Here is a 20,234-nt window from a genome sequence, read left to right as displayed (position 1 = left end):
CTCGCGAACCGCTCTCCCGGGATGCTGACCGGCATGACCGGCAACCAGACCTGGCCGAACGGCGAACTCCGGCTCGACCTGCCCGTGTTCTTGGCGCGCTTCGGTCTCGAGGCGCGTGGCGGGCCGGTGCCGCTGCTCGGCGGCGAGGACAACATCAACGCCCGTGTCGCCACCGACCGGGGCGACGTGGTCGTGCGCGAGTACGTCCGCTCCGCACCCGCCAAGGTCGCGGCCGAACTCGCGCTAGTCGCGCACCTGGCCCGCGTCGGCTTCCCGACGCCAGCGCCGTTCACCGCCGACAACGGAGAACAGTTCGCCCTGGTGGCCGGTAAACCGATCGCGGTGTTCCCCTTCGTCTCCGGTGAGGTCCCGCCCGCGATGACGCCGGACCTCGCAAGGCAGGCCGGGGCGCTACTCGCCCGTATGCACACGGCCGCAGCCGATTGGGCCGACGACCGCGTCCCGATCGTCGACCGTCTCGACATCCTCGAATCCGCGGCGACGAGCGAAGTCGATCTCGATGGAGCCGGCGCCTGGCGCAAGGAGACGCGCCGCTTCCTCGATCATCGCGCCGACGACCTTGCGCTACTCGCCGCCCAACCCGCGGGCCCTCTGCACCACGACCTCCACCGCCAGAACCTTTTGGTCGCTGGCGGCCGGGTGACGGCGGTGCTCGACTTCGACGAGTTGAACCACGGGCCGCTGGTCCTCGACCTCGCCAGGCTCCTCCAGTACGCGGCCTCGGAGCCGCCGGACCGGCGACTCCCCGACGCCGTCGCCGAAGCCGCGCTCGCGGGCTATCAGGAAGTCCGGCCGATGTCGCTGACCGAACTGGAACTGCTCCCGGTCGCCTTCGACCTCGCCGGGCTCGTCGACGCGGCCGGATTCATCAGGTGGGCCGCCCCTCACCTGGGGCTCCGCCATGTCGACGAGTGCCACAGCTGGCTCGGATACCTCGCGAACCGGGACGCCCGCGACTAGCGACCCCTAACTTTCGTCAGGGGTAGGTTCGGAAATTCGGCAGAGGGCGGCACCCCCGAAAATCCATAGCCTTCAAATATGCACCCGATCGAACCGAAACACCCCAACCGAACCGGACTCGCCACAGGCCTCACCGCCACCGCACTCACGCTCTCCGCCTTGGCTTTCGCCGCCGCCCCCGCTTCCGCGGCACCCGCCGCCGAGGTCACCCCCGAAGCGATCGACGCGTACATGACCGACCTCTACGAGGCCTCCGGCGTGCCCGGCCTCTCGGTCGTCGTGACCCACGGGGACGAGGTCGTGCACGCCGCCGGGTACGGCCACGACTCCAACGGGAACGAAGTCACCGAGGACACCCCGTTCCGCGTCGCCTCGGTCTCCAAATCGTTCACCGCAATGGCCGTCATGATCCTCGCCGAAGAAGGCGCGATCGCCCTCGACGAAACCGTGGCCTCCCAGCTCCCCGAGTTCGAGATGGCCGACGAGCGGGCCGCCGAGATCACGGTCCGCCAGCTCGTGAACCAGACCTCCGGTTTCTCCGACACCACCATCGACATCGTCGAACTCGACAAGGCCACCTCCCTCGAGGACTACGTCTCCCGCCTCGCGGACGACCAGCTCGCCGCCGACCCCGGCACCTCCTGGGAGTACGCCAACCCGAACTTCAACGTCGCCGCGCGCCTGGTCGAGGTCGCGAGCGGGCAGCCGTTCGAGGAGTTCATGCAGGAGCGCATCTTCGCGCCGCTCGGCATGGAGCACAGCGCCACCCGGGACGAGATCGTCGATCCCGCGCTCGGCTACAACTCGTTCTTCGGCGCATGGATCGCGCGCGAAGAAGAGCCAGGGTTCCTCGACAACTCGGGCTCGGGCGGCATCATCACCAGCGCGGCCGACATGGGGCAGTGGCTCATCAGCCAGAACGGCCAAGGCACGCAACTGGTCTCTGAAGAGGGCCTGACCGCGATGCACGCCCCCTCCGAGATCCAGGACTACGGCATGGGCTGGAGCACCGAGTCCGACGGCACCCTGGTGCATTCGGGGAACCTCACCACTTTCAACGCCGTCGAGTGGATCGACCCGGAGAGCGGCTACGGGATCGCGGCGATGACCAACGGGGCGGGGCTGACCGACATCGCGTGGTCGACCCTCGAAGGCCTGTCCACCCTGGTCGGGGGCGAGACCGCGCCCGAACCGGGCCACGGGCGGCAGCTGTTCGAACTGGTCCTGGCGGTCCTGTCGCTCACGGCCATCGCGTTGGGCGCCACTGCGGTCGTGCGGTCGGGCCGCTGGGCCCGGAAGCGCGCGGGCCGACCCGCCTGGCGCATCGGCCTCCGCCTGCTCCCGGCGCTCGCCCCGCTAGCGCTGTTCCTCGCCTATCCGTCGCTCGTGTCGCTCATCTCGGGCGGACGCACGGTCACCTGGCAGGGAACCCTGTACTTCGCGCTGCCGTTCACGGTCACGCTGCTCATCGGCGCGCTGGCCGGTGCTGCTGCGGTGATCGCGCGTTTGATCCGGCTGCGGTCGGTAGGCTCGGCCGCGTGATGAAGGGGATGCTGCTGGCGGCCATCGCGGTGCTGGGCCTTGTCGACGGTGTGGCGACCTTCGCGGTGCCGATGTCGCGACAGGCGGTCCTCATCCTGGTGGCCGCCGCGGCATACCTCCACGGCTGGCGCCTGACGGTCCGCTACGCCTGGTGGATTCTGGGCGCGGTCGCAAGCCTGGGCGCGGTGCTCGGCTATGTCTCCGAACGCGACCCGTTCTACACCCTGCTCACGTTCGGGTCCTTCGTGGTGCTGCCCTGGCTGATCGGGCGGTTCCGGCGCCAGCAGGCCGATTTGATCGTCGCCTCGGCCGACCGCGTCACCCGGCTCGAACGCGAACGCGAACTCGTGGCGGGCCGGGCCAGGGCCCAGGAGCGGGCCCGGATCGCGACCGACATGCACGACTCGCTCGGCCACGAACTCGCCCTGATCGCGCTGCGCGCCGGTGCGCTCGAACTCTCCCCGGACCTGTCCGAGGAGAACCGGCAGGCGGCCGCCGCGTTGCGGCACAACGCGGTCGGCGCCACCGACCGGCTCCGCCAGACCATCGGCATCCTCCGGGACGAACCGGCCCCGGCGGCGCCGCTCGACGAGTCCGTCGCGACCCTGGTGGCCCGCGCGACCGAAGCGGGCATGCGGATCACGTTCGAAACCGACGAGACCCCGCTGCCGCCGCTGGCGGCGAAGACCGTGCACCGGGTGGTCCAGGAGTCGCTGACGAACGCCGCGAGGTACGCCCCGGGCTATGAAGTGACGGTCGAGGTCGGGGTCGCCGACGCGCTCGCCACCGTGTCGGTCCGCAACAGCGGCAGGCACGTCGAGGTCCCCTCCGGGAAGGGCAGCGGGCTGGTCGGTCTGGAGGAGCGGGTCCGGCTCCTCGGCGGCGCCTTCCGGGCGGGCCCGGTGGAGGGCGGCTTCGAGGTGCGGGCCGAAGTGCCGCTTGAGAACGCCAAGATCGATGCGACATGGCAGGGGAACCAATGATCCGCGTACTGCTCGCCGACGACGAGGCGATGATCCGCGCCGGAGTCGCCGCCATCCTCGCCACAGACCCCGGCATCGAGATCGTCGCCGAAGCGGTCGACGGCGCCGAAGCGGTGGAACTCGCCCGCGCGCACCGCCCGGACGTCGCGATGCTCGACATCCGCATGCCGAAGCTCGACGGCCTTGCGGCCGCCGCCGAACTCCGGCGGACCATGCCCGAGGTCGCGGTGGTCATGCTGACCACGTTCGACGAGGACGCGTATGTGGCCCAAGCGCTCTCGCAGGGCGCGAGCGGCTTCATGCTGAAAGCCGCCGACCCGCGCGAACTCATCATCGGCGTGAAGGCCGTCGCCGACGGCGCCGCCTACCTCTCGCCGAGGATCGCCCAGCGGCTCATCACCAAGCTGAACAACGGCAAGCTCGAACGCGTCGCCCCCGCCCGCGAACGCATCGAGGCCCTGACGCCTCGGGAACGGGACGTCTTGGCCCTCATAGGGAAAGGAGAGTCGAACCAAGAGATCGCGAAGCAGCTGCACCTCTCGGAGGGCACCGTGAAAGGCCACGTGAGCACGATCCTCACCCGCCTCGGAGCAAAGAACCGGGTCCAAGCGGCAATCACGGCCTACGAAGCAGGCCTAGTAGACGACTGACGCCCGCCGAACGGCAAGTACGGCAGCGAAGAACGAACCACGCCCCGCCGCACCGCGCCGCCGCGAGAAGCGGGGTGAGAAGCGGGAGGCGAAGCGCGGGTCGAGGTTCGGCCCGCGAGGCACGGCGCAGCGAGGCGGTGCAGCGCGACCCGGTGTGGCACCGGGCGTGCACCGTAGGGCGGCGTGAAGCGAGGCAAGGCGGCGCGAGGCGCGGCGTGGCGCTATGCGGCATGGCGCAGTGCGAGGCCGTGCGGTTAGGCGCGAGTGCGGTGAGCGGCGCGAGGCGCGGGGCGAGATGGCGGGCGGTGCGCGGGTGAGCCGCTGATGTGACCTCGCTCCTGGCAAGCGCGCCAACGGGCATGCGAAGGTTGACGCCGAGAACAGCGCCCGGGGCCGCTCCGCTCCGGGGCATCGGCATCCTGGAGGTCCCTTGTCCTTCGTCCAACCAGACCACCCCGGCCTGCGCTCGAACTACGAACGCCAATGGGAGGAGGGCCGTGCGGCCTTCACCGACGGCACCTTTCGCGTCGACCCCGTTCCCCGCGACGGCGTCCCGCGCTTCGGGCTCAGCTTCGTCGTCCGTGCCGAAGGCGCCTTCGCCGACCGGATCGCCGCCGAGTCCGACGCGATCGCGAAGCTGTGCAACGGCACGCACCTGAACTACGTGCTGCGAGACCTGCACATGACCGTGCGGAGCGTCGAGGGCTTCCAGGACACCGTCCCCCAGCACCAGATCGACCACTACCTCGGCCAGTTCAAGGAAGCGGCCGCGGGGCTCGGCCCGATCTCGGCCCGCTTCGAAGGCCTCGGCGGGTCCGCCGGGGGCCTCTACGTGCGCGGCTACCCGAACCCGGCCCTCCTGGAGCTGCGTCGGCGCCTCCGCGACGCCCGCGTCCCCTTCGGCAACCTCGGGCCCGCCGGGGGCGACGGCGACCGCTTCCGCGACAACGCCCATGTCTCCCTCCTCGTCCCGCGCGAGCCCGTCCCGGAACCCGAGGTCGCCGCCTACGTCGACGCCCGCACCACCGTCGACTTCGGCTCGATCACGACCCGGGAGCTCTCCCTCGTCGTCTGGCGCCCCGACCTGCGCGCCGCCAACATCCGCGAAATCGAACGCATCACCTGGTAGTCCCCGCAAGGAGACCCGATGTTCCGCATCGTCGACTACGACCCCGACTGGCCGCGAGATGCGGCCGCGATGATCGGCGCGCTCGATACCACCGCGCCCGGCGTGTTCATGGCGATCGAGCACATCGGCTCGACCGCGGTGCCTGGGCTGGCCGCAAAACCGGTCATCGACTTGATGGCCGCCGTGCCGGAGCTCGAAGCGACGCGGCCGCATCAGAGGGCGCTAGCGGCGCTCGGTTTCCTCCCGCACGACAACGGGATGCGCGACCGCGCGCTGTTCGTCCGCGCGGATCGATCATCGCCGCGGGGATCGGACCGGGCGAGTATGCGAGGGCGAAGACGGCGCTCATTCAGGAGTTGACCGACAAAGCGCGCGCCGAGGTCGGGCTGCCGGCGGAACCGGTGTGGGAGAAGGGCTAGTGGCAATTCGGTTGCTGGGGAACAGGGTGCGGATTTAGCCTGCGGTCATGTGGAAACCCATGATCGACGCCGACTCGGCCCGCGCGCGCGTCACCGAGGAGGTCGGCCCGGTCACCGAGTGGGAGTCCATCGCCGAGGGCGAGAACTCGCAGGCCTACCGCGCCGTCGCCGCCGGGCGGCAGGTCGTGGTGCGCGTGAATCTCCGGCGGGAGGGGTTCGACCTCGACGCGTGGGCGGCGAAAGTCGTTCCGGGCCAAGGCGTCAAGGTCCCCGAGGTGGTCGAGGTCGGCGCGATCGGCAAGGCCTGGTTCTGCGTCAGTACGCGCCTCGAAGGAGTGCGGCTCTGCGACCTGGACGGTCCCGCGATCGCCGCTGCGGCCCCGGCCGTCGCCGAGGCGCTGCGGCGGATCAACGCGACTCCCCTGGTCGGCACCGAAGGCTACGGCGGGATCAACCCGGCCACCGGCAACGGCCGTGGCCCGACCTGGTCGAGTGCGGTCGGCTGGGGCGTGCCGCGCACCTGGGACGCGGTCGAGGACGAAGCCGACCGCGAGTTCCTCGAAGCCGCGTCGGCGGCGGTGCTCGCCGAGGTCGACGGGCTTCCCGACTTCGGGCAGCTCGTGCACGGCGACTTCAGCGCCGACAACCTGATCGTCTCGGCGACAGGCGAAGTCGGCGTCATCGACTGGGAGGGCGCGATGATCGGCGACCCGCTCTGGGACGTCGCGTACCAGCTGTTCTGGAGCGCCGCCTGGCCCGTCATGATCCCGCAGGCCCGGGCAGCACTCCCGACTGAACCCACACCCGGCGAACTCCAGCGGCTGCGCTGCTACATGGTCGTGGCCGGTCTGCGCTCAGCGTCCTTCTACCTCTCCGGATCGCGCGAACCCGAACTCGACCTGATGCTCGACCGCCTCCGGGCCATGCCGGGGGCGCCCGAATCCCTCACGGAGCTCCTCGGGACGGATCAGTAGCAGCTCCAACTGAACTCGACCTTGTCGAACCGCCGCGCGGCCAGGTCCTCGCGGCCGATCACCCAGGCCGCTGAACCGCAGTCGCCCCAGCTCATCCCTGCGTCGGGGTCGTAGTCCATGCGCACCAACACGACCGGCAGATCCAGTGCCGCAGGGTCCGGAGTACCGGGCAGGTCCGGGACCACCGATTCCGGTGCGCACGGGAATCCGCCCTGAACGGTGACCGCGTAGTGCCCGCCGATCCGGTGGTCACCCTCGTTCGGCGGCTCCGGATCGTCGAACCCGGCGGCGAGCATCGTGCCGATCCCCTTGTAGTGGCCCTCCGGGCGGCTGCCGAGGTACGGGTGGTCCTCCGCCGGCCTGCTCGTCTCGATCACCGCCGTCAACTCGATCCGCTCCGGCGGCGTCCAGTCAAAGTCCGCCGGGTACTCCCGGGGCCGAAGGACGGCGGTGTCCTCGAAGTACAGGACGACCGGCTCCTCGAACTCCTCGTCGAGGAAGAACAGCAGGACACCCTGCTCGGGCAGGTCGATCCCTATGCGCGGCAGCGCTTCCAGGTCGAGGGTCATCAGGAACTGGTGCGGCGATCCGTACCCGTCCCGGGGCCATTCGGCGTCCGGCGGGAGCGCGGGGGTGCCCGCGACCGAGCCGACGACGGCCGAGCCGGGTTCGGCCCGCCGGAGGGCGATCGAGTTGCGCCACAGGGTCTTCCATTCCTCGAACTTGTCCGGTTGCACCTTGGGTTCCTTCTACGGGTCGGTCGGGCGGGGGAAGTGGGCTCCGGCGGCACGGAGCCGGACTTCGAAGAGGGCGGTCAGGCGGGCGCTCGCCGGGGTCGGTTCCTCGCCGTGGCTGGCGATCAGCGCGTAGCGGGCGGCGGCGTCGGTGCGGGCCCGCATGCCGGTGACGGTCTTGAGGAGTGCGGGGTCGGCGAGGTAGACGCGGGCCGCGTCGTCGGCGAGCGCGGTGGTGAAGAGCGCGGTGTCGGCGTCGAGCAGGGGCGCGATCTCGGCGAGCGACACCCCGGCGTCGGCGAGGGTGCGGACCTGGACGAGGCGCAGCAGGTCGTCCGAGCCGTAGCGGCGGTACCCGGAGCCGTCGCGTTCGGGCTCGGCGATCAGGCCGAGCTTGCGGTAGTGCCGCACGGTCTTGACCGTGACGCCGGTGAACGCGGCGGCCCGGCCTATCGTGACGCCGATCTTCATGTGCTCATCCTGCCTCGTCTGCGCTTGCACCGCTTGAACAGTGGACCGGCCGCGCCGGGCGACGGACGCTCGGCGCGGCCCCGGTGGGCCTAGGCCTTGCCGAAGACCTCGTTCAGCAGCCGCTGCTGGGCGTTATGGAAAGCCGCCGCGAGGCCGTAGTCCATGTTCGGGATGCCCGTGGCGACCGGCGTGAACATCGCCTCCCGCAGTTCGGCGGGGAGGAGCTTGCCGCCGGTGAGGGCGGCGATGAACGCATGCAGGTCGGCGGTCGTCGAGATCATGTCGCCTCCCGCCGAGATCCAGGACGGATTCTGGCGGGTGACGTCCACGGTCCGCTGCCCGACCCAGTCGTTCCCGGCCGGGCCGTAGGGCATGGTCATGCCGAGCGCCATGGTGCCGTCCTCGTAGACCTCGCCGGTGAAGTTGAACAGGCCGCTGGTCTGCTGGAGGATCATCCGGACGGTGATCCGCTCGTCGAGCCCGAACGCGGGCAGGTGGGCCGCGACCGGGTCGTCGAGTCCGAGCAGGATGCGCGCCACAGAAACTGGAGCGGTGGACGCGGGCCTGTAGGCTCCCGGCGCATGAGTGGTGACCTTGGGGCCGTTGCGGTGGCCGAACGCGAGGAAGACGACCAGGCGGCGAAACCTCGCTGGTACCGGCGGCGGTGGCTGCGCGTCCTGTCGTGGCTCGGGACGGCCGGGGTCGTCGCGTACGGGGCGGTCCGGCTCCTCGGGCTCGAGACCGGCTTCCTGCTGGTGACGACCGTGGCGTTCGTGCCGTACTTCGCGGTCGCCGCGCTCGTCGGCGCCGGGGTGCAGGCGGCCATCAGGCACTGGCTGGCCGCGGGCATCACCGCGGCGATGGCGGTGGCACTGGCGGCAGTGCTGGTGCCCAGGGCCGTCGCCGACGACCAGCCCGCCGCGGGCGGCGCCGAACTCACCGTCATGTCCGTGAACCTGTACGTGGGCAACGCGAACTTCGACTACATCATGGAACTGGTCGAGGAGCACCAGCCCGACCTGCTCAGCGTCCAGGAGCTGACCCCCGGCTCCCCCGACGCGTTCACCGAGCGCGGCCTCGACGAGCTCATGCCGTACTCGATCCTCGAACCGGACGACCTCGCGATCGGGACCGGCCTGTACTCGAAGTACCCGCTCGAGCGCATCGAGACCGTTGGGCGCGACGCCATCTTCTACCAGATCGCCGCCGAGATCGACATGCCCGAAGGCACCGACATCCGCTTCATGGCCGCCCACCCGGCCGCGCCCGCCTCGGCGGAGCGCATCCCCTTGTGGGAGGAGGACTTCGAGCAGCTGCCGCGCCCGGACGGCGGCCTGCCGTGGGTCCTCGCCGGGGACTTCAACGCCACCCTCGACCACGAGAACATGCGCGAACTGCTCGACGCCGGGTACACCGACGCCGCCGAAGCGACCGGTGAGGGGCTCGACGCCACCTGGCAGCCGACCGGCGGCTACCTGAACGGCCTCGTCAAGATCCCGGCCGTCACCCTCGACCACGTCATCGCCGAGGAGGGCATCGAAGTGCTCGACTGGGAGGTCCTCGACAGCTCCGGCAGCGACCACGCCCCGGTCGTGGCCCGCCTCCGGCTGCCGTAGCGGCGGCCCGAAAAGATTTTTCGCGCTTGCGATGAATCCCGCCGGGCCGCCTCGTCATAGTGAGTGGAAGCAACAAGCGTTCACTACCGAAAGGCCAGCATCATGCGCCAGCTCATCGTCACCGCGTTCGTCTCCCTCGACGGCGTCATGGAGGCCCCCGGCGGGGAGCCCGGTTACCGCAACTCCGGCTGGACCTTCAAGGACATCGAGTTCGTGCCCGAGGCGTACGAGATCAAGACCCGCGAGCAGGAGGAGGCCGGGGCGCTGCTGCTCGGCCGCAAGTCGTACGAGGCCTTCGCGCCCGTGTGGCCCACCATGACCGAGGAGTTCCCCGGGTACAACGCGATGCCCCGCTACGTGGTGTCGACGACCCTGCAGGAGCAGGACGAGCGCTGGCCCGCCACGATCCTCCGCTCGCTCGACGACGTCGCCGCGCTGAAGGAGACCGAGGGCGGCCCGATCTCGGTCCACGGCAGCGCGACCCTCGGGCAGTCCCTCGCCGACGCCGGGCTCGTCGACCGCTACCACCTGCTGGTCTTCCCCATGCTCCTCGGCGCCGGGAAGCGCCTGTTCAGCACCGCCGACAAGGACGCCACGCTGCTGGACCTCGTCGAGCACGAGGTGTACAAGAACGGCATCCAGAAGCAGGTCTTCGACGTCATCAAGTAGGCATTGAGTTCCATGGGCCGGAAGCGATTCCGGCCCATAACGCTGCCCGGGCTCAGTCGGGGCGGTGGTCCTTCGGGAGGGTCAGCCGCGCGCACGGCAGCTCGGTGCCGCTGATCAGCTCGGTCTTGCGCTCGCCGTCGGGGACGAAGCCGTACCGCGTGTAGAAGCGGCGGCTGACCGGGTTGCCTTCGAGCTCCCACACCCGGACCGGCAGCAGCCCCTGCTCGGTGAGCCACCGCTCGCCCTCGCGCATGAGGGCCCGGCCGGTGCCGCGGCTCCAGTGGTCGGGGTGGACGTAGAGCATCCGCACCTCGCCGGGGATTCCGGGACCGGCGTCTTCGGCGGTGGCTTCGGTTCGGTCCCAAGTGAAGACGGCGTAGCCGATGACGTACGGGCCCTTCTCGGCGACGAGCGTCAGTTCGAGGTCGCGGTGCTCGGCGAGGGAGCGCACGTAGCGCTCGGAGGCCTCTTCGGGGAGCCCGGCGAGCACGTCGGCGTCGACCAGCCCGGCGTAGGCCGCGCGCCACGCGGCGGTGCGGGCTTGAACCATCTCATCGGCGTCTGCGGGGGTGGCCGTTCGGATCCTCATGTCTACCAACCGTGCCCGAAGGTCCACAAGAAATCAACCATTGACGCGCGGTGAATTGCCGCGGCAACCCGCCTGTGCAAGAAGTGTCTAGTCGACCGGTGACTCCAGGAGCCGCAGGGTGCGGGCGGTGGCGTCGACCTCGGCGAGGACGCCGATGGGCATGGGCAGGTTGGGTCCGGTATGTCCGAAGTCGACTCCGGCGAGGACGGGGAAGCGGTAGTCGCCGAGGACGTCGAGGACGATGTCCTTCACCGAGAGCGGCCCGAACGGCGAGTCCTCGGGGAGTTCGACGTCGAGGTTGATGCCGACGACCATCGCGCCGATCCGGTCGAAGACGCCGTTCATGCGCAGGACGTGCAGCTGGTTCCATACGTGCCCGAGGTTGCGGCCCACGTCCTCCCAGAAGTAGACCGCGCCGTCCCAGGTCTCGGGGGCGAGGGCGAACGGGGAGGCCTGGACGTTGATGAGCCGGTCGAGGAGGCCGCCGACGAGGCGACCGGTGGCTCGGCCGGGTTTCCATGTCTCCCAGGCGTTGTCGGGAGGCAGGAGGGTCTCGTCGAGCTTGCCGGTGAGGAGCTGGTGCACGAGGTCGTTCATCGCTGCCTGGCGGTCCGCCGCGGCATCGCCGCGGACGCGGCCGCCGAAGCTCGGGGCGAGATCGGCGTGGAAGCCGACCAGGCCGGTCTGGGAGTGGATGGCCAGGTGGAGTGCGGTGATGTCGCTGAAGCCGAGGAGGGGCTTGGGGTCGCGGCGGACGGCGTCGTAGTCGATCCGGTCGAGGTAGGCGGTGGTGGCGTTCCCGCCGGTGAAGGAGATGATCGCGCGGACCTCGGGGTCGTTGAGGAGGCCGTTGAGCTCGGCGGCCTGGACCTCGGGCGGGGCCGCGCGCCAGAAATGCGTGTCGGCGTTCTCGACCAGGGGCGTGACCCGCACGTTGAAGCCCATGGCCTGGAACCCGGCGACGGCAGCGTCGAGCTGGGCTCGCCGATCGGCGGTGCGAGGACCGGAGAGACCGGCGATCGCGATGGTGTCGCCTGGGTGGAGTCGCTTGGGGCGCAAGGGTTCCATGTGGTCTGCCTCCATCGGGACGGGTGCGGGGCCGCCCACAGCCTACGGCTGGGACGGCCCCAGTGCAATGCCTGAGTGCAAGCGTTATCGGATCTGGAGTGCGGGCTCGCGAACCTCGACCGTGTCGAGCGCCGGAGCCGCGTTGCGGGCCTTGCGGATCGAGAGGGCGATCCCGGCGGTCGCGAGGATGACCGAGGCCGCGAAACCGGCGAGCGTGGCCGCGTCGGGGGCGATGAACGACTGGCCGCGCACCGCCTGCACCACCGTGGTGATGAAAACGCCCAGGTAGCCGAGGGCGAGCCAGCGGACGACGGCGGCGCGGACGCGTTCGTCGCGCAGCCAGGCGCGGCGGGCCGCAACGAAGCCCAGGAGCATCGCGACGCCGATGAGGACCTGGATGCCGTGCAGACCGATGAAGTGCGGGACCCGCATGTCGCCGCCCGTGGTGGACCAGCCGGTGAGGAACATGCCGTGCCCGTCGAGGTCGCCGACGCCGTGGCCGGCGTTGAGCGGGACCTCGGTCCCGTTGGCGTCCACCTGGGTCCGCTTGCCCTGCCCGCCGACGGTGACGATGAAGAACGCCGCGAACATGCCGAGGCTCGACAGGAGCAGGCCCCAGCGGATGACGGCCGTGACGGCCTTGTCGCCGATCTTCTGGAACAGCACGATCACCGCGATGGCGACGTTCACCATGAACATGGCGGGAACGAACTGGAAGGCCATCTGGACGACGTCGTTGAATCCGCCTTCGGTGGCGTTGAAGTGGCTGAACGTGCCCATCGCGGCGGCCGCGGTGATGACCCCGACCTCGGCCGCGCTGATGACGGCGAAGACCGTGCCGAGGACCCAGCCGGTGCGGCGCAGCTTCGTCATGTGCGAGAGCAGCCAGGCGAGGGAGAGGCAGTAGGCGAAGAAGGAGAAGCCGAACTTGAAGGACTTCGCCCAGACGCTCTCGCCCATCAGGGTGCGGTCGTCGAAGGGCATGGCGGCCAGGGAGACCAGGGCGATGACGCCGCAGACGATCCCGAGGACGACGAGGGGGCGGTGCCAGCGGCGGCCGCCGTCGGTGAGGGCGAGGCCGGACTCGGCGGCCTTCTCGGCGAGGGCGGCGCGGCGGTGGCGGGCGGCGGGGCTGACCGGCGCGGTCACGGGGGTCTCGTTCATGGATACGACGGTATGGCGGTTGGCGTTGCGGCACATTGCTGTTGACCGCCCAATAAAGGGTGGGGCCTGCCTTACCCCCGCCGGTACGCTGCGGCGATGGGAATGGTGTACGTGGTGCAGCACGGCGAGAAGGAGCGGGCGCCGGGCGATCCGGGCCTGACGGCGCGGGGTCGGGAGCAGGCGGCGCTCGCGGCGGAGCGGTTGCGGGGCAAGGGGCTGCGGGCGGTGTACGCGAGCCCGCTGCTGCGGGCGCGGCAGACCGCGGAAGCGGTCGCGGCGGCGGCGGGGCTGCCGGTGCTGGTCGACGCGCGGGTGACTGAGCGGATGAACTGGGACGGGAGTGTGTCGGCGGAGGCGTTCTTCGCGGACTGGATGCGGGCGAGCGGGGACCGGGACTTCGTGCCGGTGATCGGGGATTCGTCGCGGGCGGCGGGGGCGCGGTTCCGGGAGTTCCTGGTCGAGCGGGAGGCCGAGGACGGGCCGGTCGCGGTGGCCTGCCACGGCGGGGTCACGGTCGATCTGCTGCGGACGCTCGTGGGGGACGCGGCGGTGCCGGCGGAGCTCTTGCACAACGGCGTGCCCTCGGGCGCGATCACGGTGATCGACGGCCTGAAGCCGGTCGAGATCGCCCGGACCGAGCACCTCGCGGGTCTGGAGACGGGCCACCGACCCGGGTAAACGCTCATGTTTCACGATGCGCAGCACTGAATTTTAGACGAAGTGCACGTCTACGCTTGCGCGTTCATGCGGCTGTAACGAGGATGTGACGCATGACATCTAATCTCGGTCGCATATTGGACTCAGTAGACCCCTTCATCGGCACCGAACCGGCCGATCTGCCCGCGGCACAGGGGCTGGCCGCCAGTTGGTGGTGGCCGAAAGCCCAGGTCGGGAACACCCACCCGGGCGCCTGCCACCCGCTCGGCATGGTCTCCGCCTGCGCCTGCTCCGGCGCCTACCCCACCGGCTACGGCCGCTACGGCATGTCCACCGAGGGCGCCCCCGCGCCCCTCTACGACGACTACCTCGCCAGCGGATTCACCCACTTCCAGCAGTCCGGCACGGGCGCTATCCGCAAGTACTACAACTACTTCCGCGTCACGCCGATGATCGAGCCCCTCGACGCGCTCGGCACCCGCTGGAAGCTCCACGACGAGACCGCCGAGCCCGGCTACTACGCCGCGACCCTCGCGAACGGCATCCGCTGCGAGCTCACCGTCGGCGAGAAGACCGCCGTGCACCGCTACACCTTCCCCGAGGCGTCCTCGGCCCGCGTCGTCCTCGACTTCTCGTACGGCGGCCTCGCGATCGAGCACGGCTCCACCGTCCCCCTCCGCGCCGGGCTGGAGAGCCTCGGCCAGGGCTGCGCGCAGGGCACCGTCGTCATGGAGGGCATCCCGCTCTCGGTCTACATCGACTCGGACACGCCGAAGGCCTGGCGCCAGCTCGTCTGGTACGACCGCCGCCGCGTCGACGGCGGCACCCGCCTCGACTTCGACTACATCCGCCGCACCACGCTGCGCCCCTTCGGCCTCATGTTCATGGGCCCGGCCCGCGCGGGCCAGACGGTCGAGATACGCATGGGCTTCTCCATGCGCGGCACCGACCAGGCCCGCCGCAACCTGGAGGCCAACCTGCCCGGCGGGTTCGAGAACGGCTTCGAACGCGTTCGCGCGCAGACGCACGACGCCTGGGCCGGGTACGCCGCACAGGTCGAAGTGGACGGAGGCACGCCGGAGCGGCGCACCGTGTTCGCCACGAGCCTCTACCACTCGCTGATCAAGCCGTGCTTCGCCGAGGACGAGAGCCCGTTCTGGCCCGCCAAGGGCCCCTTCGTGTTCGACATCGCGACGATGTGGGACATGTACAAGACCCAGTTCCCGCTGCTCACCGCGCTCGACCCGGTCAAGGGCGCGGCCATGGTCGAGTCGCTGGTGAAGATCGCCGAGGAGGAGGGGAACCTCCCGATCGGCTACCGCATGTCGCGCGGCTCCGACCGGTTCTTCCGCCAGGCCTCGGCCCTCGCCCACACCGTCCTCGCCGACGGCTACCAGCTGGGCCTCGAAGGCCTGGAATGGGACTGGGCGCTCGTCCACATGCAGGACGACCTGCGGCGCGGCTACGGCGAGGACTACGCCGACCGGGGCATCGTGCACCCGATCAGCCACACCCTCGACCTCGCCACGGGCTACTGGTGCACGGCGATCGTCGCGCGCGGCCTCGGCGACCACCGGCTCGCCGACGAACTCGAGGCGAAGGCCCTCAACTGGGTCAACGCGTTCGGCAGCGACGGGCTGCTGCGCGATTCGAGCTTCTACGAGGGCGGGCGCTGGAACTACTCGTTCCGGCTCCTGCACGACATGGCCGCCCGCATCAAGCTCGCGGGCGGCGACAAGGCGTTCACCGCGATCCTCGACCGCTTCTTCGGGTTCGGGGCCGGGCCGGTCACGCAGCTGGGCGTGCCGCCGTTCGGCTCGGAGTTCGCGATCGGCCAGGACCTCAACCGCTTCGAGGGCCTCAACAACGAGCCGGACATGGAGGCCCCCTGGGCCTACCACTACGCCGGCCGGCCCGACCGCACCGCCGAGGTCGTGCACGCCGCGCTCGCCTACCAGTTCGGGACGAGCCGCGGCGGCCTGCCCGGCAACGACGACTCCGGGGCGCTCTCGTCCTGGTACGTGTGGGCCTCGCTGGGGCTCTTCCCGGTCGCGGGCCAGAACCTGTTCCTGGTCAACGCCCCCGCGTTCAAGGGCGCGTCACTCCGCTTCGGCGGCAGCGACTTCGAGCTGGTCACCACCGGCCATGTCGAGTCCGGCATCGGCGAGGACGCCGCCGGGCACGCCGCGCAGTACGTCCAGTCGGCCCGCTTCAACGGCAAGCCGCTGGACCACGGGTTCCTCACCGGCAACCAGCTGCACGGCGGCGGGAGGCTGGAGATCGAGCTCGGTTCCGAACCGTCCGACTGGGCCACGAAGATGCGCCCGCCGTCCGCCTCCGACCGCCGCCCCGAGTGGGCCGGCGGGGCCCGACTCCAGGAGTTCCTACCGTGATCACACAGCCTCGCGGCCCGCAGCGCCGTCTCGTCATCGTGGTCCGCGCGGACCCGGTCATCTGCGGCCACGCCACCGAGGCGCGCGGCCTCGCCGAAGTCGCCCTCACGCGCGGCTTCGACGACGTGCGCATCGTGACCTGGCCGATCGAGGCGCTGCGGGCGGCGGGGCTCCCGCTCAAACCGCTCGACGACCTCCTGCCGTACTCGGCGGGGATCACCGTGGAGCGGCCCGGCCCGGTGGGGGACTACCGCGTCCCCACCGGCCGCCACCTGCTCGGCCTGGCCGGGCGGCTGTTCGAGCTGTTCACCGACGGCGTGCCGACGGTGTGCATGTCGATGTACCTGACGCCGCACGCGAACGCGGTCGCCGAGGCGCTGCGGTCGGTGCGCGCCTCGGGGCTCGACGCCGATGTCACGACCATCGCCGAGGCCGTGGGCTCGGACATCACGAACGTCGTCCGCTCGTGTATCGCCGAAGGCGCGATCGGCGCGGCCGCGTCCCTGTTCACGACATATCTGTCGCACGACAGGTGCGTGGCCGTCTCGGCCTACACGCGGGACCTGATCCTCGAGTCGGCCGCGCAGGTCGACCTCGCCTGCGGCACCAGGTTCGCCGACGAGGTCGCCGACCGCGTCGAGGTCTCCTACCCGGCCGTCGACGCGGGCGCGTACCTCGACCTCGACCCGGTGGCGGTCGAGAGCGCTTTGGCCGCAAGGGGACTCACCCGGGACGGCTACATCCTCTTCCTCTCCCGCGTCGCCGCCGCGAAGGGCGCGGACGACCTCATCGCCGCCTACCGCGCGTCCGACGCGTCGCAGACGCACCGGCTCGTGATCGCCGGGAACGGCCCCGCGCACGCTGAGACGAAGGCCCTCGCCGGGGGCGACGACCGGATCGTCTTCCTCACCGACGTCGGCGACGAGGAGAAGCCGCTGCTCATGAACGGCTGCGCCGCATACGCACTGCCGTCGAAGCCGCGCCCGGAGTTCGTCGAGACCTTCGGGATCGCGCTCGTCGAGAAGATGCTCGCGGGCGGCGGCCCGGTGATCACCACCAACACCGGCGGCATCCCCGAGGCGGTGGGGGACACCGCGATCGAGGTCCCGCACTCCGACCCGGCGGCGCTCGCGGCCGCCATCGACCGCGCGCTCGCCATGAGCCCGGCCGAACGGGACGCCGCGGCTTCACGGGCCCGCGCGTACGCGCTGCGCTTCGACCGCGCCGCCGTCTTCGACAACCTCTTCACCGGGCTCCTCGACGACCCGGCCGGGCGCCCCGTCGGCGCCCACGTCACCTTCTCTTAAGGCCCGCCACCTCCCTGACCTGTGGTTCTGCAGCCGCGCCGAAGTTTCTCAGAAAATCTTCGGATTTCGCGGCAACCTTCGGGGCGCCCGCGGCAACCACATGACGGTGCGGCAACCCGGCTCCGCCGCACCCACCAACCACAATCAGGGAAAGGGCGTCATGTCCTCACCGAATAGCAAGAAGCGCAGGACGCGGGCACTGATCTCCGCAGCGGTCGCCGTCGTGGCGGGCGCGGCGGGCATCGGCCTCCAGTACGGCTTCGGCGCGAACGAGGCGGCCGCCGCCACCGACGTCGTGGTCGACACGAACGCCGAGCTCGAATCGGCGGTCAAGAACGCGAAGGCGGGCACGGTCATCCGCGTCAAGGCGGGCACCTACTACCCGTCCGCCACACTGAAATCATCGAACTCGGGGACCGCCTCCGCGCGGATCACCTTGGAACCGTACGGGAACGGCGCCGTCACCGTCGACGGCTCGAACCTCCCCGACGGCGACTGGCTCGCCGGCATCTACGGCTCCTACTGGTACGTGCACGACATGACGTTCCAGAACTCCCCCGCGCACGGCTTCGTCGTCACCTCCTCCACCGGAGGCGTGTTCGACAACCTCGTGACCCGCTACAACGGCGACACGGGCTTCAACCTCCGCGGCGAGAACACCGTGAACAACCTGGTCGAGGACCTCGACTCGTACCGCAACTACGACGCTGCCGCGAACGGCGAGAACGCCGACGGCATCGCCGTCAAGTTCGGCTCCGGCTCGGGCAACGTCATCCGCGGCGCCCGGCTCTACGAGAACGCCGACGACGGCCTCGACTTCTGGTCCTTCTCCTCGCCCGTGCGCGTCGAGTCGAACTGGGCGTGGGGCAACGGCGTGAACCGCTGGAGCGACGCGAACTGGCAGGGCGACGGCAACGGCTTCAAGCTCGGCGGCGACGACGAGGCGGTCGCGCACGTCGTGACCAACAACGCCGCCTGGTCGAACAACGCCAACGGGTTCACCGAGAACTCCAACACCGGCCAGATGCAGATCCACAAGAACACGGCCTGGGCCAACAAGGGCTCCGGCTTCTGGTTCCAGACCGGCAAGGCGCGGCTCGCCCGCAACCTCTCGGTCAGCGGCGGCTCCGCCGACAAGATCGGCTCCAGCACGGTCTCGGCCGCGAACAGCTGGGACTCCGGCGTGAGCGTCCCGACCTTCAAGTCGACCGACTCGGCGCAGGCCGCGAAGGCGCGCACCTCCGGCGGCAAACTCCCGAGCGTCACCTTCCTGACGACCGGGTCCACCGCGATCGGCGCGAGCATGACGTACTAGGCGACTGCGCCGGTACAAGGAAGGGCTTTTCCTGCCATGGGAAACAACGGGCTCGAGCACCGGGGGTGCTCGAGCCCGCCCTGTTTCCGCGCCCCACTTCTGAAAGTGAGCGTGTCGTGGTCCGACTGCTAGACTCTCCGCCTCCCCGAATGAGACCCGCGACCGGAGGCCCCCCGTTGGATGTCCCCGCTCAGCTGGAGGAAGACGCCTTCCGCGCCTTCTTCGAGCGGCACCACGCCGAGCTGGCGCGCTTCGCGTGGCTGCTCATCGGCGAGAGCGGGACGGCCGAGGACATCGCGGCGGACGCGATGCTCGCGGTGTGGCGGCAGTGGGACCAGGCCCGGCGGGCCCGGTCGCAGATCGCGTACGCGCGCGGTATCGTCGCCAACCTCGCCAAGGCCCGCATCCGCGCCGCCGTGCGCGAGCGGCGCCGCAACACCCTGTTCTGGCAGCGGCCAGGAGAAACGCACGACGGCCCCGACTCGGCCGCCGTCGTCGACGTGCGCAAAGCGCTCGAGCGGCTCCCGCTGCGGCGGCGCGCGTGCGTCGTCCTGCGGCACTCGCTGGAGCTCTCCGAACGCGAGACCGCCGACGCGCTCGGCATCACGGTCGGCACGGTCAAGAGCCAGACCTCGAAGGGCCTCGCCGAACTGCGGCGCATCCTCGGACCCCAGGCGGGATCGGCCTGGGCTTCGATCGGAAAGGGGGAGCAGCGGTGAACGACGACATCAACGACCGGCTCCGGGTCCACGCCGAGGAGTACGAACCGGACCGCGACCGCATGTGGTCGCGCGTGTCCGAGGGCATGCGCGAGCCGCGCGTGCGCGCCGAACCGGTGCGCACCGGCTGGCGCATCCCGCAGCTGGGCCTGGCGACGGGCGCGGCGCTGGCGCTCATCGGCGCGATCGTGTTCGCCGGGCAGTTCCTGGGCTTCGGCCCGGTGCTCGGCCCCACCCCCGAACCTCCCGCGGCCGCTCCCGGCACCCGGTCTGCGGAGGCCACGGACCCCGAGAGCAGCGGCGACGCCGCGACGACCGGGGAGGGCTCGCCTTCAGCGGACGAGTCGAGCGACGGCGGCGAGACCGACGACGGTTCCAGCCCGGAGGTCGACGCCGACGCGCCCGAATGGCTGTGGACGGACGGCTCGGTCAACCAGAACAGCAACGACTTCTGGTCGCAGTCGGACCTGACGGTGAAGAACGAGCAGCCGCTGGCCGAGCTGACCGTGGAGCTGCGGATCGCCGTGGGCGCGGGCATCGAGTCGACCGGCTCGTGGACGACCGGCGACAGCTGGTTCCAGGCCGCAGTAGTGACCGAGGAGGACGGCTTCCTCGTCTACACATGGCGACTCCAGGACGGCAAGGTCCTCCCGGCCGGGGAGTACACGCTCGCGGGCCAGTTCAACCACGGCGGCGGCGGGCGCAGCGCCGACGACGACAGCTACACGTTCGAGGCCGTGACCGAATCCGGCGACAGCGGCACCATCGAAGGCGACTTCGAATAAGCGACTCAGCCGCGCCTCACCAGCGCGGCAACCCCAGAGCGAGAACGGGGGCCGGGCGATCGCCCGGCC

General features: G+C 70.6%; 20 protein-coding genes and 1 pseudogene. 15 read left to right on the top strand and 6 right to left on the bottom strand.

Translation table 11 applies throughout. From position 1 onward, the window contains the following. Nucleotides 1–33 precede the first annotated feature (33 nt). From ACZ60M_RS18545 to ACZ60M_RS18515, 7 genes are all read left to right on the top strand, one after another. Nucleotides 34–981 carry a phosphotransferase gene (locus ACZ60M_RS18545; protein ID WP_465419625.1) on the top strand — a complete coding sequence of 316 codons (948 nt, stop codon included), beginning with the start codon at nt 34–36 and terminating at the stop codon, nt 979–981. Between the two features lie 78 nt (nt 982–1,059). Beyond that, entirely contained in the window at nt 1,060–2,523 is a 1,464-nt protein-coding gene (locus ACZ60M_RS18540) for a serine hydrolase domain-containing protein (RefSeq protein WP_465419623.1), read from the top strand. Beyond that, the gene (locus ACZ60M_RS18535) at nt 2,523–3,506 is read left to right on the top strand and encodes a sensor histidine kinase (RefSeq protein WP_465419679.1); all 984 of its coding nucleotides are present in this window, start codon (nt 2,523–2,525) and stop codon (nt 3,504–3,506) included. The genes ACZ60M_RS18540 and ACZ60M_RS18535 overlap by 1 nt, the downstream gene beginning before the upstream one ends. Next, nucleotides 3,503–4,156: a response regulator gene (locus ACZ60M_RS18530; protein WP_465419622.1), complete on the top strand. Its 654-nt coding sequence runs from the start codon at nt 3,503–3,505 to the stop codon at nt 4,154–4,156. Before ACZ60M_RS18535 ends, ACZ60M_RS18530 begins: the two co-directional genes overlap by 4 nt. Nucleotides 4,157–4,586: 430 nt before the next feature. Next, nucleotides 4,587–5,285, top strand: coding sequence for a hypothetical protein (locus tag ACZ60M_RS18525; protein ID WP_465419620.1), 699 nt, complete (start codon nt 4,587–4,589; stop codon nt 5,283–5,285). Between the two features lie 18 nt (nt 5,286–5,303). Beyond that, complete coding sequence (locus tag ACZ60M_RS18520) at nt 5,304–5,645, top strand: GrpB family protein (protein ID WP_465419618.1); 342 nt, start codon at nt 5,304–5,306, stop codon at nt 5,643–5,645. 106 nt (nt 5,646–5,751) lie between these two features. Continuing rightward, a complete protein-coding gene (locus ACZ60M_RS18515) occupies nt 5,752–6,678 on the top strand; it encodes a phosphotransferase family protein (protein WP_465419616.1) in 927 nt (308 codons plus the stop codon). On the opposite strand, the gene ACZ60M_RS18510 is transcribed toward ACZ60M_RS18515, so the two are convergent. The 3 genes and pseudogenes from ACZ60M_RS18510 to ACZ60M_RS18500 all read right to left on the bottom strand — a co-directional run. Then, entirely contained in the window at nt 6,672–7,415 is a 744-nt protein-coding gene (locus ACZ60M_RS18510; RefSeq protein WP_465419614.1) for a DUF1963 domain-containing protein, read from the bottom strand. The genes ACZ60M_RS18515 and ACZ60M_RS18510 overlap by 7 nt on opposite strands. A gap of 12 nt (nt 7,416–7,427) precedes the next feature. After that, entirely contained in the window at nt 7,428–7,883 is a 456-nt protein-coding gene (locus ACZ60M_RS18505) for a MerR family transcriptional regulator (protein WP_465419612.1), read from the bottom strand. Between the two features lie 149 nt (nt 7,884–8,032). Beyond that, nucleotides 8,033–8,425 (bottom strand): annotated as a pseudogene (locus tag ACZ60M_RS18500) (serine hydrolase domain-containing protein); the annotation flags it as partial. 39 nt (nt 8,426–8,464) lie between these two features. Here ACZ60M_RS18500 and ACZ60M_RS18495 point away from each other — a divergent pair. Together ACZ60M_RS18495 and ACZ60M_RS18490 are read left to right on the top strand one after the other, a co-directional pair. After that, complete coding sequence (locus ACZ60M_RS18495; protein WP_465419610.1) at nt 8,465–9,499, top strand: endonuclease/exonuclease/phosphatase family protein; 1,035 nt, start codon at nt 8,465–8,467, stop codon at nt 9,497–9,499. Between the two features lie 102 nt (nt 9,500–9,601). Next, on the top strand, nt 9,602–10,168 hold the full coding sequence (locus ACZ60M_RS18490; RefSeq protein WP_465419608.1) for a dihydrofolate reductase family protein: 567 nt from the start codon (nt 9,602–9,604) through the stop codon (nt 10,166–10,168). Nucleotides 10,169–10,220: 52 nt separating this feature from the next. On the opposite strand, the gene ACZ60M_RS18485 is transcribed toward ACZ60M_RS18490, so the two are convergent. From ACZ60M_RS18485 to ACZ60M_RS18475, 3 genes are all read right to left on the bottom strand, one after another. Continuing rightward, nucleotides 10,221–10,757: a GNAT family N-acetyltransferase gene (locus ACZ60M_RS18485; protein ID WP_465419606.1), complete on the bottom strand. Its 537-nt coding sequence runs from the start codon at nt 10,755–10,757 to the stop codon at nt 10,221–10,223. A gap of 87 nt (nt 10,758–10,844) precedes the next feature. Next, the gene (locus ACZ60M_RS18480; RefSeq protein WP_465419604.1) at nt 10,845–11,825 is read right to left on the bottom strand and encodes a S66 peptidase family protein; all 981 of its coding nucleotides are present in this window, start codon (nt 11,823–11,825) and stop codon (nt 10,845–10,847) included. Between the two features lie 84 nt (nt 11,826–11,909). Further along, nucleotides 11,910–12,989 carry a hypothetical protein gene (locus tag ACZ60M_RS18475; protein WP_465419603.1) on the bottom strand — a complete coding sequence of 360 codons (1,080 nt, stop codon included), beginning with the start codon at nt 12,987–12,989 and terminating at the stop codon, nt 11,910–11,912. A gap of 96 nt (nt 12,990–13,085) precedes the next feature. On the opposite strand from ACZ60M_RS18475, the gene ACZ60M_RS18470 reads away from it, so the two are divergent. The 6 genes from ACZ60M_RS18470 (at nt 13,086) to ACZ60M_RS18445 (ending at nt 20,165) form a co-directional block, all read left to right on the top strand. After that, nucleotides 13,086–13,667, top strand: coding sequence for a histidine phosphatase family protein (locus tag ACZ60M_RS18470; protein WP_465419601.1), 582 nt, complete (start codon nt 13,086–13,088; stop codon nt 13,665–13,667). Between the two features lie 92 nt (nt 13,668–13,759). Then, nucleotides 13,760–16,039 (top strand): glycoside hydrolase domain-containing protein, encoded by a 2,280-nt coding sequence (locus ACZ60M_RS18465; protein ID WP_465419599.1) that lies wholly within the window; start codon nt 13,760–13,762, stop codon nt 16,037–16,039. Then, on the top strand, nt 16,036–17,346 hold the full coding sequence (locus ACZ60M_RS18460; RefSeq protein WP_465419597.1) for a glycosyltransferase: 1,311 nt from the start codon (nt 16,036–16,038) through the stop codon (nt 17,344–17,346). Before ACZ60M_RS18465 ends, ACZ60M_RS18460 begins: the two co-directional genes overlap by 4 nt. A gap of 160 nt (nt 17,347–17,506) precedes the next feature. Further along, nucleotides 17,507–18,661, top strand: a complete 1,155-nt coding sequence (locus tag ACZ60M_RS18455; protein WP_465419595.1) for a right-handed parallel beta-helix repeat-containing protein — start codon at nt 17,507–17,509, stop codon at nt 18,659–18,661. 149 nt (nt 18,662–18,810) lie between these two features. After that, nucleotides 18,811–19,380, top strand: a complete 570-nt coding sequence (locus ACZ60M_RS18450; protein ID WP_465419593.1) for a SigE family RNA polymerase sigma factor — start codon at nt 18,811–18,813, stop codon at nt 19,378–19,380. Beyond that, nucleotides 19,377–20,165, top strand: a complete 789-nt coding sequence (locus tag ACZ60M_RS18445) for a hypothetical protein (protein ID WP_465419591.1) — start codon at nt 19,377–19,379, stop codon at nt 20,163–20,165. The genes ACZ60M_RS18450 and ACZ60M_RS18445 overlap by 4 nt, the downstream gene beginning before the upstream one ends. Nucleotides 20,166–20,234 lie beyond the last annotated feature (69 nt).

The organism is Glycomyces sp. NPDC050141, from assembly GCF_055586545.1.
Note: the sequence above shows the minus strand (reverse complement) of the source record. Positions and strands in the feature narration are given on the sequence as shown.

Excerpts from the sequence above, each read along its gene's own strand:
- ACZ60M_RS18545 (WP_465419625.1), top strand. The coding sequence starts at position 34 with ATGACCGGCAACCAGACCTGGCCGAACGGCGAACTCCGGCTCGACCTG.
- ACZ60M_RS18540 (WP_465419623.1), top strand. The coding sequence starts at position 1,060 with ATGCACCCGATCGAACCGAAACACCCCAACCGAACCGGACTCGCCACA.
- ACZ60M_RS18535 (WP_465419679.1), top strand. The coding sequence starts at position 2,523 with ATGAAGGGGATGCTGCTGGCGGCCATCGCGGTGCTGGGCCTTGTCGAC.
- ACZ60M_RS18530 (WP_465419622.1), top strand. The coding sequence starts at position 3,503 with ATGATCCGCGTACTGCTCGCCGACGACGAGGCGATGATCCGCGCCGGA.
- ACZ60M_RS18520 (WP_465419618.1), top strand. The coding sequence starts at position 5,304 with ATGTTCCGCATCGTCGACTACGACCCCGACTGGCCGCGAGATGCGGCC.
- ACZ60M_RS18515 (WP_465419616.1), top strand. The coding sequence starts at position 5,752 with ATGTGGAAACCCATGATCGACGCCGACTCGGCCCGCGCGCGCGTCACC.
- ACZ60M_RS18505 (WP_465419612.1), bottom strand. The coding sequence starts at position 7,883 with ATGAAGATCGGCGTCACGATAGGCCGGGCCGCCGCGTTCACCGGCGTC.
- ACZ60M_RS18495 (WP_465419610.1), top strand. The coding sequence starts at position 8,465 with ATGAGTGGTGACCTTGGGGCCGTTGCGGTGGCCGAACGCGAGGAAGAC.
- ACZ60M_RS18490 (WP_465419608.1), top strand. The coding sequence starts at position 9,602 with ATGCGCCAGCTCATCGTCACCGCGTTCGTCTCCCTCGACGGCGTCATG.
- ACZ60M_RS18485 (WP_465419606.1), bottom strand. The coding sequence starts at position 10,757 with ATGAGGATCCGAACGGCCACCCCCGCAGACGCCGATGAGATGGTTCAA.
- ACZ60M_RS18480 (WP_465419604.1), bottom strand. The coding sequence starts at position 11,825 with ATGGAACCCTTGCGCCCCAAGCGACTCCACCCAGGCGACACCATCGCG.
- ACZ60M_RS18475 (WP_465419603.1), bottom strand. The coding sequence starts at position 12,989 with ATGAACGAGACCCCCGTGACCGCGCCGGTCAGCCCCGCCGCCCGCCAC.
- ACZ60M_RS18470 (WP_465419601.1), top strand. The coding sequence starts at position 13,086 with ATGGGAATGGTGTACGTGGTGCAGCACGGCGAGAAGGAGCGGGCGCCG.
- ACZ60M_RS18465 (WP_465419599.1), top strand. The coding sequence starts at position 13,760 with ATGACATCTAATCTCGGTCGCATATTGGACTCAGTAGACCCCTTCATC.
- ACZ60M_RS18455 (WP_465419595.1), top strand. The coding sequence starts at position 17,507 with ATGTCCTCACCGAATAGCAAGAAGCGCAGGACGCGGGCACTGATCTCC.
- ACZ60M_RS18450 (WP_465419593.1), top strand. The coding sequence starts at position 18,811 with ATGAGACCCGCGACCGGAGGCCCCCCGTTGGATGTCCCCGCTCAGCTG.